The following is a 13,411-nucleotide window of genomic DNA, read 5'->3' on the forward strand; positions in this document are numbered from 1 at the left end:
ATTGAAGAAAGATTAACCCGCCAACGGTATTGTTCTTAATGATTCACAAACCACCTGCGACAGGAAAGGACTGGCATCTCCGCCGTTTTTAATAATATCACGAACAATTGTAGAAGCCACCGATGTGTATTTGGGCTCACCGGTAAGAAACACCGTTTCGATTTCCTTATCTAAAGCACGGTTGGCATCTGCAATTGTTTTTTCGTATTCAAAATCGCTTACATAGCGTATGCCTCTTAGTATAAAACGTGCTCCTATTTTTTTACAAAAGTTAACGGTCAACCCCTCGTAAACGGCCCCCTGTACCCTGTCGGCATTTCCGTAAATATCTTTAATCCACTGCAAACGCTGAGAGGTAGAAAACATAGGCTTCTTGGAGGTGTTAAATCCTATGCCCACGATAATTTTGTCAAACAACGGCAGCGCCCTGTTGATAATATCTTCATGACCTAATGTAATAGGATCAAAGGTTCCGGGAAATAAACAGATTCTTTCAGACATTTATGCAGACATTAGATGTTAGATACTTGATGCCAGATTTTAGATGTTAGATACTAGATATCAGATCCACACCATCAGCATTTTTATCATTTACTACTCATTACCTCCTATTCACTACTTCCCATTCCCTACTCACTACTTCCCACCCACTAATTATTCTTATTCGAGAGCAAATATAATACGGCCATACGCACCGCTACCCCATTTTCTACCTGTTGTAAAATAATAGACTGTCCGCTGTCGGCTACATCGCTATCCAGTTCTACGCCCCGGTTGATAGGGCCCGGATGCATGATCACTACGTCCTTTTTTAAACCCTCCAGCAATTTGCGGCTGATACCATAGCTCAGGTTGTACTCTCTCAATGAAGAAAACAATACCTGGTTTTGCCTTTCCAGCTGTATACGTAATACGTTAGCCACATCGCACCAGTTCAGGGTTTCTTCGAGGTTATAACTTACATTCACACCAAAAGCCTCCCGCGCATATTTGGGAATTAATGTAGGAGGACCACACAGTGTTACTTCAGCGCCCATTTTCTTTAAGAGATACATATTACTCATGGCCACGCGGCTATGGGTGATATCGCCGATGATAGCCACTTTGGTTCCTGCCAGCTTACCCACTTTTTCCCGTATAGAAAAAGCATCCAGTAAACCCTGGGTAGGATGTTCGTTAACACCATCGCCTGCGTTTACAATCGCTGCAGGGATATGTTGCGATAAGAAATGCGGGGCACCGCTGGCGCTATGCCGCATCACCACCATATCCACCTTCATGGATAAAATATTGTTCACAGTATCCAGTAATGTTTCGCCCTTGGAAACGGAAGACCCTGATGCGGTAAAATTGATCGTGTCGGCTGACAATCTTTTCTCTGCCAGCTCAAAAGAGATACGGGTGCGTGTTGAATTCTCGTAGAACAGATTTACAATGGTAACATCTCTTAAAGAGGGCACTTTTTTAACCGGCCGTTGTAAAACTTCTTTAAATTGAGTGGCGGTATCTAAAAAAAGAGAAATATCCTCCTTCGTGAGGTCTTTAATGCCGAGCAAGTGTTGCGTTGAAAGCTTCATTAAAAATCAAAGATAAAGGATGAAAATTAAATGTCCCACAACAAAATAAATTAATGCCAGCTTACCCGCCGGGTTACCTTGTAGGTGGCCTGATTTTATCTTCAAACTGGTTCATTTTCTGATTTCGGCGTGTAAGTGCCTGCCTAATCAAAGTGAGCTTACGAGGCCGGCTTTGCTCGAGATGAACGGAATAACACCAGCGTTCTCAGAATATTATACCAACCCTTTACAAACATCTGTTCATTTCCTTAATTTTATAATAATCAAGAAGATTGTCTATGGAATTTCTACAAAAGCTGGGCCTGTCGGCTATCAATAGCGGAACAGGTACAGGAAGTAACTGGCTCTCATCAGGTAACAGCGAAATACAATCCCTATCTCCTGTTGATGGAAAGCTCATTGGTGCAGTGCAAACTACCACCCGCGCCGATTACGAACTGGTAATTGAAAAAGCGCAGCAGGCTTTTAAAGAATGGAGGCTGTGGCCGGCGCCCAAGCGCGGAGAGATTGTTCGCCGCATTGGTGACGCGCTGCGCAATAATAAAGAGAACCTGGGTAAACTGGTCTCCTATGAAATGGGGAAAAGCCTGCAGGAAGGTCTGGGTGAGGTTCAGGAGATGATCGATATCTGCGATTTTGCTGTAGGTTTAAGTCGCCAGTTGCACGGCTTAACCATGCATAGCGAGCGCCCCGGACACAGGATGTATGAGCAATACCATCCGTTAGGCCTTGTGGGCATTATATCAGCCTTCAATTTCCCCGTTGCCGTATGGAGCTGGAATGCTATGCTGGCCTGGGTTTGCGGCGATGTTTGTATCTGGAAACCTTCAGAAAAAACGCCGCTTTGCGGCATCGCCTGTCAAAACATAGTAGCAAAGGTTTTTGAAGAACACCAGGTACCAGAAGGCGTTTCCTGCGTGGTTAATGGCAATGCCGAAACAGGTGAATGGATAGCTTCAGACGAGCGCATTCCCCTGGTATCTGCTACGGGTTCAACCCGCATGGGAAAGGCCGTAGCTGCAAAAGTGGCGCAACGCTTGGGCCGCTCCCTGCTAGAGCTGGGTGGAAATAATGCCATTATCATTTCCAAAGACGCTGATCTGAATATTGCAATACCAGCCGCTGTTTTCGGTGCAGTGGGTACAGCCGGCCAAAGGTGTACCACTACCCGCAGACTGATTATTCATGAAGATATTTACGAAGCTTTTAAAGAAAAACTGGTCAAAGCTTACCAGCAATTAAAGATCGGCGACCCGTTGGACGCCGGTAACCATGTTGGCCCGCTGATTGACAAGGCTGCCGTAAACGCCTACACTAATGCGATCGCAGACTGTGTGCAACAGGGCGGGCATTTTGTAGTTAAAGGAGGCGTGTTGAACGACGAAGCCTTTGGCAGTGGTTGCTATGTGCAGCCTTGTATTGCGGAAGTTGCCCACAATCTACCCATTGTGCATACAGAAACTTTTGCACCTATTCTTTACCTGATACGGTATAAGAACCTGGACGAGGCCATTCATATTCAAAACAGTGTACCCCAGGGGCTATCCTCTGCTATTATGACCAATAACCTCAGAGAAGCTGAACAGTTTTTAGCTGCTAACGGCAGCGATTGCGGCATTGCTAATGTGAATATAGGTACGTCCGGAGCCGAGATCGGAGGCGCATTCGGCGGCGAAAAGGAAACAGGCGGTGGCAGGGAAAGTGGCAGCGATGCCTGGAAGAATTATATGCGCCGGCAAACCAATACCATCAATTATAGTACCCAACTACCTTTGGCACAGGGCATTCAATTCGATCTGGGCTAATTTATTCAAAAAGGGAGGATAGCAATGGTAGCAGGCGATTATTTGAATGATCGCCCACTCAACAACCATTAAAACACCTTTCTTTCCGTTTATCATTTTATGATATTCTTTAAGCTATGTGTATTATTTTTGCAGATTGTTTTATTAAAATTATTGTTTTGCATGATTAGAGTATTAAGTGCGTTAGGTCTTGTTTTGATTGCCGGTAGTTTTTCTCTTGATGTTGCTGCCCAGGATTCAGCTCCCGATAAAAACGAAAGCGTGCCGAAAGGCTGGCACTTGAAAGACCTACAAAAAGATGGTTTATATGGAATTAGCCTTGACCAGGCCTACGACTTTTTAAAGTCAAAAGGATTAAAAAGTACCCCGGTAATAGTAGGAATTGTAGACTCTGGGATTGACACTACCCATGAAGATCTGAAGCCTGTTTTATGGGTAAATACCAAAGAGATACCCGGCAACGGCATTGATGATGACGGGAACGGGTATATTGATGATATATATGGGTGGAACTTTTTAGGCAGCAAAGACGGAAAAGAAAATGTTACCAAAGATTCGTTTGAAGGGGCTCGGGTGTACTGGAAGTATAAGCAAAAGTTCGAAGGCAAGGCTGAAAGCCAGATACCTGCCGGTGAAAAAGCCGATTACCAACTGTGGCTGAGAGCAAAACAGGAAATTACCAAAGATGCTACCAATAAAGAAGAAGTAGAGTTTATGAAACTGATGGCCCAGGTTTTAAAGGAAGGCGACGCCATCATCAGGAAAGATCTGAACAAAGAAGTATATAGCTGTAAAGATCTAAATACATATACTCCGCTGGCCGCAGCTGCTACCAAAGTAAAGCAGATCATGATGGCCACCTGCAAAGGAAATGACAATTATGATATAACCAGCAAAATGCTGATAGACGATGTACAAAAGGATGTTGACAAAGCGTCGCTTTTAGAACAGCCGCCCACTAACTACCGCGCTGATATCGTAAAAGACAATTACAATGACTTTAACGATAAGTACTATGGCAACAATAATGTTTTGGTAGATAATGAGTCTGCCATGCACGGTACCCATGTTGCGGGTATTATTGGCGCGGCACGCAACAATGGATTAGGCATGGATGGCGTGGCCGATAACGTAAAGTTAATGAGCATCAGAGCCGTTCCTGACGGTGATGAACATGATAAAGATATTGCGTTAGGTATACGTTACGCAGTTGATAATGGCGCCCGTGTTATTAATATGAGCTTTGGCAAAGGCTACTCGCCTGAGAAAAAATGGGTAGATGATGCCGTTAGATATGCTGAAAGTAAAAATGTATTATTGGTGCATGCAGCCGGCAATGATGCTGCTAATGTGGATACGGCCTATAATTTTCCATCGGCTAAATTCGCAGATGGTAAAAGGCCTCAAAGCTGGATTACCATTGGTGCAAGCGGCGATAAAAAATCGGGTGGACTAACAGCCAGCTTCTCCAACTACGGGAAAAAAGAGGTGGATATTTTTTCGCCTGGTGTAAAGATCTACTCAACTGTTCCGGGCGGCAATACCTATGCAGATTTACAGGGAACCAGTATGGCAGCACCTGTAGTATCGGGAGTAGCTGCGCTTATTATGAGCTATTACCCTAATCTTTCTGCGGTACAGGTGAAAAATATCATTGAAAAAAGCGTAAGCAAACCTTCCGACAGAGTGAAGAACCCAGGCGGCGGCCCGGATGTTAACCTGTCTGAGCTATCTGTATATGGAGGTATTGTAAATGCCTATAAAGCTGTTAAGTTAGCCAATGAAGAAAGCAGGCTGACAAAGGCCGCTTCGGCTAAGAAACCTACGGCAACAAAGAAAAAGAAATAGCCATTCTTGTTTTTAAGATAATTAAAGGCTACCTTAATGGTAGCTTTTTTTATACCTTAAAAGCAGGCAAATTATTAAAAATGGAGGCGATAAAAGCTATTCTTGCTGATATGGCCTGCAGTCAAAATCTTCAAACTGAAAACTACTAATGATTGACCAGTGAAATAAAGCAAATACTCCTGTTTGGCGCAGGTAAGTCTGCGACGGTATTGATCGGCTATTTGCTCGATCAATCTGATCGCTGCAAATGGAAGTTAACTGTAGTGGATGCCGATCTTCTTTTAGTGCAATCGAAGATAAAAGGGCACCCCAACGGTTCTGCATTGTCTTTTAATATCAGTGAGGCGGAAGAAAGACGCCATACCATCAGCCAGGCGGATATTGTTATATCTATGCTCCCTCCTGCATTACATTATCTTGTGGCGCAGGATTGTGTTGCTTATAGCAAACATCTCCTGACCGCTTCTTACCTGGATGAGTCCATAAAAAAGCTGGAAGCTGAAATCAGCCGAAAGGGTTTACTATTTCTTTGCGAAATGGGTCTTGACCCCGGTATTGACCATATGAGCGCTATGCAACTGATACAGGGAATCAAAAGCCAGGGAGCAGTTATCAGAAGTTTTAAATCACATTGCGGAGGACTGATAGCGCCCGAAAGTGATGATAATCCATGGCATTATAAAATAACATGGAACCCCGCCAATGTAGTCAACGCTGGCAAAACAGGCGCAGTATACAAGTATGGGGGGAAAACCATAGAAAAAAGTTATAAGGAGATCTTTAAAAACAACCCGACAGTTAAGATAAATGGTGCCGGATCTTATGCTTATTATCCTAACAGAGATTCTCTTTCCTATGCAACTCTATATGGACTGGAAACAGCTGATACTTTTATGCGAACCACCTTGCGCCATCCACACTTCTGTAAAGCCTGGCAATATATAGTCGAAGCAGGGTTAACCGATACTGCTCCTTTTAAAGAAGCTGTTCCATACAGCGATACTGCTGACTGGTTTAATCAAACGATTCAGCAGCGCTATCCATTGGCCTCTTTTGATCGTTATATCGACACCGTAGTTGCTGAAGCCGACAGAGCATTGATACGAAAACAGTTTACTTATTTGGGGCTGAATAACAGGCACCCGCTCCCTCCACAAGCCAGATCTTCAGCCGATGCACTTCGTTATTTATTGGAAACTCATTTGAAAATGGCCCGGGATGACAGAGATATGATCATCATGCTTCACGAAGTTGATTATGAAAAAAACAATCGCTTATATTCAACAAAAAGTTGTATGATTGTAAAAGGCGATAACGCTTTAAACACAGCGATGGCCAAAACAGTGGGTCTCCCGTTAGGTATAGCCGCTGAACTGATACTTGAGAAAAAAATAAACATTGCGGGCTTAAAAATTCCTGTTACCAGGGAGATTTACGAACCGGTTTTAATTAAATTAAAAGAAAAGAAAATTAAGTTTGAAGATTTGTAAATTAAGTCATTAAATACCGAAGTAAATAAAACGAAACCATTTATTTACTTACAACGAAATAAACCATAACAATTTAATCGCTTCACCTATATTTGTAGGCCTTGCCAAATCGAAAGGATATATAATTTATATGCAACACATCATCTATCTCGTACCAGTGATGGCCATCATTGGCTTATTGTACACGTATGTCAAATTTAAATGGGTAGCCAGGCAGGACGCCGGTACTCCGCGAATGAAAGAAATCAGCAACTACATTAGTGTAGGTGCCATGGCCTTTTTAAAAGCCGAATGGAAGATATTGGGCTACTTTGTAGTAGTAGTAGGTATTTTATTGGCAGTGCTTGCTCAAACCAATCCTCATTCGCACTGGATGATATCTGTAGCTTTTGTTCTTGGAGCAGTTTTAAGTGCCCTTGCCGGTTATATAGGTATGCGTTCGGCCACCTTATCAAATGTACGTACAGCACATGCGGCAAGAAGCAGCTTGAAAAAGGCTTTAAATGTATCGTTTGGCGGTGGTGCGGTAATGGGCGTAGGTGTGGCTGGTATGGCCGTTTTAGGGTTAGGAGGATTATATATTTTGTTAAAGGCTTATTTCGCTCCCGATGCAGCACTCAACTCTCATGAAATGATCCAGACCATCGAGGTACTAACGGGCTTTTCATTGGGTGCCGAATCGATAGCTTTGTTTGCCCGCGTAGGTGGCGGTATCTATACCAAAGCGGCTGATGTAGGCGCCGACCTTGTCGGAAAAGTGGAAGCAGGGATTCCGGAAGATGATCCCCGCAACCCCGCAACCATTGCAGACAATGTGGGTGATAATGTTGGCGATGTGGCCGGCATGGGAGCCGATCTTTTTGGCTCTTATGTAGCTACCGTTCTGGCAACTATTGTACTGGGACAGCAAATCAATATCGTAGACGGCACCGATGTTTTAGGAGGCTTCTCTCCCATTATCTTACCTATGTTAATCGCAGGTATCGGAATTCTGTTCTCTATTATAGGCACCCTGTTTGTAAAGATCAGTGAAACCGCCAGTATCAGCACTGAAACGGTGCAAAGAGCACTGAATATGGGCAACTGGGGTTCTATGATATTAACAGCCATTGCTTCTGCCGGCCTGGTGATTTGGCTGCTGCCTCACCACATGGAGTTGCGTGGTTTCGCATTTACCAAGTATGGCGTACTGGGAGCCATTGGTGTAGGCCTGCTTGTAGGCGCTCTAATGAGTATTATTACCGAATACTATACAGCAATGGGCAAACGGCCGGTGAATATGATTATCAAAAAATCATCAACAGGGCATGCTACCAATGTAATCGGAGGCTTGGCTATTGGTATGGAATCAACCTTCTTACCTACCATAGTTTTGGCTGCGGGTATATGGGGATCTTACGAATGTGCCGGTCTTTATGGAGTAGCCATTGCGGCCGCTGCTATGATGGCCACTACTGCTATGCAGCTGGCTATTGATGCTTTTGGCCCTATTGCAGATAACGCGGGTGGTATTGCTGAAATGAGTGAGTTACCTAAAGAGGTAAGAGAAAAAACAGATGTGCTGGATGCGGTGGGTAATACAACTGCTGCCACCGGTAAAGGTTTTGCAATTGCATCGGCTGCTTTAACGGCGCTCGCTTTGTTTGCTGCCTTCGTGGGTGTGGCTAAAATCGATGGTATTGATATATATAAAGCTAATGTACTGGCCAGCCTTTTCGTAGGCGCTATGATCCCCTTCCTCTTCTCATCGCTTGCTATACGAGCAGTGGGTGAAGCAGCTATGGCAATGGTAGCCGAGGTACGCAGGCAGTTTCATACTATTCCTGGCATCATGGAAGGTACCGCTACGCCCGAATACGATAAATGTGTTGAAATATCCACCGAAGCATCGATCAAAAAAATGATCGTTCCGGGAACTATCGCCATTATATCGCCTTTGGTGATAGGCTTTATGCCAGGCCTCGGCGCCGAAGCATTGGGCGGATTTTTAGCAGGCGCTACAGTTAGCGGGGTATTATTGGGAATGTTCCAGAATAATTCCGGCGGCGCATGGGATAACGCTAAGAAGTCTTTTGAAAAAGGTGTGGAGATCAACGGTGAAATGTACTATAAGAAATCAGAGCCACATAAAGCATCTGTAACGGGTGATACCGTGGGCGATCCGCTGAAAGACACATCAGGTCCGTCTATGAATATCCTGATTAAATTAATGTCGATCGTTTCTTTGGTGATTGCGCCAACCCTTGCACAGCTGGAAAACCCGGCTACGGCAGCCACCAACCACAACCCGGTTTTAATTCCTAAAAAAGTTAAAACAATGACAGAAGTAGTGAATACTAAAGATGGTCCCAAAGAAGTAACTTTTGAAGTGATGGATACTATACGATTGTAGCAAAATAAATTTACCAATAAAAAGGTCGCCGGTTGGTGACCTTTTTTTTAATATCATACCAGGCCGACATCAATTTTAATTGAAAAGCATCCAACTGATTTGTGGAGACAAAAATCTCGGCATATAATCCTGGTCAGTGCCTCCAATGGCAGGAAAGTGGAGTTAAAACCGGTGACCTTTTTTAGGGGTATACCTATTGTTCAGGCATATCTGCCTGATACAATTCATTTATTGCAATCAGATAACCGCATAAAAAAACTTCCGCAGTTGCGGAAGTTTTAATTAAGTAGAAATATTGATTTACAAAGTAAGCTTCCAGCCGTCTCTGTACTCTCTTTTTACAAACTGGTTGGCTTCATCGAAATTAGTAACCTTCATGTTTACAGAATCCCATAATAATTTCTTTCTGCCTAAATATTTATCTTCCCAACCTTTTAACTTAGGATTTACCATCATTGCACTGCGAATGGCCAGGTTACCCATTAATATGCTTTCAGTAAAAGGCCCTGCATACTCGAATGGTGAGCTGGTTACTCCTTTTCCATGACCGGCAATACAAGCATTAACCCACTGAAGATAATGACCTTCGGGTACGCGCTTAATGGTTTCCTTAGGCATTGTTTTTTCCTTCATTAATTTGGTAGGCAATAACCTGGGATTAGCACCATAGCAATCCATCAGCAGTTTACCTTTTGTACCAATAAATAAACAACCTCCATCCCAGTTTCCGAAAGCTTCTTCCGGACCTAATTCGTCAGGACGTTGAGGTAACAAGCCACCATCATACCAGGAAACTTTCAGGTTACCTTTTTTATCAGTACGGGGATAGTTCAGGTGTATGATAGACGCCATTGGTGCGCTGTCGATATAGTTAGACTCTTTCCACATATCGCTCCACTGATTAGCAATACTACATTCGGCCGAATCAGGATGCTTAATAGGTAAAATACGATAGATCGGATCCATAATGTGGCAAGCCATATCACCTAATGCACCGGTTCCGTATGCCCACCAACCGCGCCAGTTAAATGGCACATAAGCAGGATTATATTCTTCTTTCTTTGACGGTCCTACCCACAGATCCCAGTTCAGTTCTGATGGAATAGGATGATTACCGCTAGGCTTAGGCAAGCCATGTGGCCATACCGGCCTGTTCGTCCAGGAGTGTACTTCGTATACATCTCCTATAAGACCTGCCTGGTATATTTCTTTGGCTTTACGAACACCATCGCCCGATGCACCCTGGTTACCCATTTGGGTTACCACTTTATATTTTTTAGCAGCTTCCGTTAAAATACGAGCTTCGTAAATGTCGTGCGTCAAAGGTTTCTGCGTATACACATGTTTCCCCAATTGCATAGCCGCCAGGGTTGCCACAGCGTGGGTATGATCGGGAGTACTAATGCTGCAGGCATCAATATTATTCTTTTCCTTCTCCAGCATTTCCCTGAAATCCTTGTAATAATTGGCCTTGGGGAATCGCTCTCTTGACTTAGCTGCCTGGCGATCATCAACATCGCAAAGCGCAACGATATTCACGTTGGGACTTTTGGCAAAAGAGGACAGATCGCTCTCTCCTTTACCGCCCGCACCGATACCGGCAATATTTAATTTATCACTGGGAGCCACGAAACCACGCCCCAATACATTTCGGGGTACAATAGTTACCCCCGCGCCAACAATGGCCGCATTCCTGATAAAACTTCTACGAGAACCGGAAAGACTTTTTTTCATATTGCATGTAATGTTTATAAGTATTAATTATTTATTTAGAGATACATGTTACATCTTATTGCCTTACTTCTTCTGTTACTTTACTCCTCAATTCGTTACTAAAACTCACTTCTACTTCAAAATTCAAAGGGGCATAATAATCTTTGATAATTTTCCGGATCTTCTCTTTCGACTGCTCCTGGTATCCGGCATTACCCTCCAGCTGTGCTTTTGATTGTGTATATAGCTTTTGTATCAGCTTGTTATAGGCGGCTTCATCGTTCCCCTCAAACAGACCCTTTTTTGTAGAAGCATCAGTCCGGTCCAGCCTCAACTCATAGCTCAAAAGTTTAGGATTCGGCAATACAATAAAAACCTGCTTATTCTTCTCCTCAATATTAATCCGCTGGTTGTCGAGGTTGATTCCGTATTTGGCTACGTAAGGTACGGAAATATTAAATGTTCGCTCAAGAAACAATTTTTTAAAATTATCGGTAATACTGCCATCATTTGCTATATTGCTACTCTTAATGCTTGCATTGCCCTGAACTTCGAGTGCAGAAAGTTCTGCAATCTGTTTAATCAGGACATCATTCATTACCACATTATCCACGGTTTTTGACGCACTCTTCCTTCCAAGAAAAAATGCCAGGAAGCCGATAATGATAATCAGTAAAAAAATAAAAAAAGACGAAAACCGATTGCGCATGAAACCAGATTGTTGCCCAAAGTTTAATGAATAAAATCAGTTTGCCAAATTTTGCAAAATAGATTTTGCAGATTTTTGACCATATTTGTATATTGTATTTTTTTTCTCGCTAAACATATTTGCTATATGTCCGATTTACAAATTAAGAAACAACCTAAAAAATATGACGTTGTTATAGTAGGATCTGGTGCCGGAGGTGGTATGGCCGCCTATACTTTAGCTAATGCCGGCCTGAGTGTATGTATGCTGGAAGCTGGTCCTATGTATAATCCCCAAAAAGAGATTTACCAGCTCAAGAACCCTTGGGAATCTCCACGCCGTGGCAGAGCTACAAAATACCGGCCTTTTGGCGACCTTGATGCCTGTTATGGCGGGTGGGAAATAGAAGGTGAACCTTATACACGCGCCAATGGTACCGAATGGGAATGGTTTAGAGCGCGTATGCTGGGTGGCCGAACCAATCACTGGGGCCGTATATCTCTTCGGTTTGGTCCGAAAGATTTTAAAGGCTATAGCAATGATGGTGTAGGAGCCGATTGGCCTATAACCTACGATGATATAAAACCTTACTACGATAAAGTAGATAAACTGATAGGTATATTCGGAAGCGTGGAAAATATTCCCAATGAACCAGATGGTATTTTCTTACCACCGCCCAAACCAAGGCTGCATGAGCTTTTCATAAAAAAAGGTGCAGAAAAAGCCAATGTACCGGTAATACCGTCAAGGCTTTCCATCCTTACCAAAACGATTAATGAAGACAGGGGCGCCTGCTTTTTCTGTGCACAATGCGGCAGAAACTGTAGCATGGCTAAAGCCGATTTCTCTTCATCCAATGTGTTAATATACCCGGCCTTAAAAACCGGCAAGCTGGATGTAATTGCCAATGCCATGGCAAGGGAAGTATTAACCGATACAGAGGGTAAGGCTACGGGCGTATCCTACGTAAGCAAAGAAGACATGCTGGAATACCAGGTAGAGGGGCGCGTGGTTATATTAGCCGCCAGCGCCTGTGAAACTGCCCGTTTATTGCTGAACTCTAAATCGCAGCGGCATCCCAACGGGTTGGCCAATAGCAGCAATGTTGTAGGCAAATACCTGCAGGATAGTAATGGTGCAGCCATGGGTGGTTACCTGCCACAGTTGTTTGGAAGGAAGCGCTACAACGAAGATGGTGTGGGTGGCATGCACGTTTATACACCCTGGTGGGGCGATAATAAAAAACTGGATTTCCCACGTGGCTATCATATTGAATATTGGGGAGGCTTTGGCCAGCCATCTTACGGGTTTGGTATGGGCATGGAAGGTATGAATGGCAAGCATGAAGTAAATGGCAAAAAGAAAGAAGCTGGTGGGTATGGTGCTTCATTAAAAGAAGACGCCAGGTATTTTTACGGCGCAACTGTGGGTATGGGTGGTCGCGGAGAAGCCGTTGCCTTTGAACATAACAAGTGTGAAATTGATCCGAACGTAGTAGATAAATATGGTATCCCTGTTTTGCGCTTTGATGTAAAACAAAGCGATTATGAGATAAAACAGGCCAAGCACATGAAGGAAACCTTTAAAGAGATCATGCATAATATGGGCGCTGTTATTACCTGGGGTGATGACGGACCTGAGAATAATTATGGACTTGACAAGCCAGGCTATATCATTCATGAAGCAGGTACAGCACGTATGGGCGACAATGCAAAAACTTCTGCGCTCAATAAATGGAGCCAGGCACACGATTGTAATAACCTGTTTTGTGTGGACGGCAGCCAGTTTACTTCGCAGGCCGATAAAAATATTACCTGGACTATACTGGCTTTAAGTATGAGAGCCAGTGAGTATATTATTGATGAGATGAAAAAGCAAAACCTATAGTTGAAAGTTGT

Annotated in this window: 9 protein-coding genes; 5 read left to right on the forward strand and 4 right to left on the reverse strand. The window is 43.6% G+C overall.

All coding sequences use genetic code 11. The annotated features are described in order from the left end of the window. Positions 1-12 precede the first annotated feature (12 nt). Positions 13-501, reverse strand: coding sequence for a pantetheine-phosphate adenylyltransferase (gene coaD / locus ACLOAU_RS17830; protein ID WP_427863262.1), 489 nt, complete (start codon positions 499-501; stop codon positions 13-15). Between the two features lie 149 nt (positions 502-650). Continuing rightward, positions 651-1,577, reverse strand: coding sequence for an aspartate carbamoyltransferase catalytic subunit (locus ACLOAU_RS17835; RefSeq protein WP_427863263.1), 927 nt, complete (start codon positions 1,575-1,577; stop codon positions 651-653). 278 nt (positions 1,578-1,855) lie between these two features. On the opposite strand from ACLOAU_RS17835, the gene amaB reads away from it, so the two are divergent. The 4 genes from amaB (at position 1,856) to ACLOAU_RS17855 (ending at position 9,112) form a co-directional block, all read left to right on the forward strand. Next, positions 1,856-3,382 carry an L-piperidine-6-carboxylate dehydrogenase gene (amaB, locus tag ACLOAU_RS17840; protein ID WP_427863264.1) on the forward strand — a complete coding sequence of 509 codons (1,527 nt, stop codon included), beginning with the start codon at positions 1,856-1,858 and terminating at the stop codon, positions 3,380-3,382. Between the two features lie 162 nt (positions 3,383-3,544). Beyond that, positions 3,545-5,230 (forward strand): S8 family peptidase, encoded by a 1,686-nt coding sequence (locus ACLOAU_RS17845; protein ID WP_427863265.1) that lies wholly within the window; start codon positions 3,545-3,547, stop codon positions 5,228-5,230. 152 nt (positions 5,231-5,382) lie between these two features. After that, the gene (locus ACLOAU_RS17850; RefSeq protein ID WP_427863266.1) at positions 5,383-6,720 is read left to right on the forward strand and encodes a saccharopine dehydrogenase C-terminal domain-containing protein; all 1,338 of its coding nucleotides are present in this window, start codon (positions 5,383-5,385) and stop codon (positions 6,718-6,720) included. Positions 6,721-6,850: 130 nt separating this feature from the next. Beyond that, positions 6,851-9,112, forward strand: a complete 2,262-nt coding sequence (locus ACLOAU_RS17855) for a sodium-translocating pyrophosphatase (protein ID WP_427863267.1) — start codon at positions 6,851-6,853, stop codon at positions 9,110-9,112. Between the two features lie 300 nt (positions 9,113-9,412). On the opposite strand, the gene ACLOAU_RS17860 is transcribed toward ACLOAU_RS17855, so the two are convergent. After that, positions 9,413-10,846, reverse strand: a complete 1,434-nt coding sequence (locus ACLOAU_RS17860) for a Gfo/Idh/MocA family protein (RefSeq protein ID WP_427863268.1) — start codon at positions 10,844-10,846, stop codon at positions 9,413-9,415. Positions 10,847-10,901: 55 nt separating this feature from the next. Next, positions 10,902-11,534 carry a DUF4230 domain-containing protein gene (locus ACLOAU_RS17865; protein WP_427863269.1) on the reverse strand — a complete coding sequence of 211 codons (633 nt, stop codon included), beginning with the start codon at positions 11,532-11,534 and terminating at the stop codon, positions 10,902-10,904. Positions 11,535-11,660: 126 nt separating this feature from the next. On the opposite strand from ACLOAU_RS17865, the gene ACLOAU_RS17870 reads away from it, so the two are divergent. Beyond that, entirely contained in the window at positions 11,661-13,400 is a 1,740-nt protein-coding gene (locus tag ACLOAU_RS17870; protein WP_427863270.1) for a GMC oxidoreductase, read from the forward strand. The last annotated feature ends 11 nt before the right edge of the window (positions 13,401-13,411 follow it).

Origin of the sequence: Paraniabella aurantiaca (assembly GCF_050309965.1) — a bacterium.
GTDB lineage: Bacteria > Bacteroidota > Bacteroidia > Chitinophagales > Chitinophagaceae > Niabella.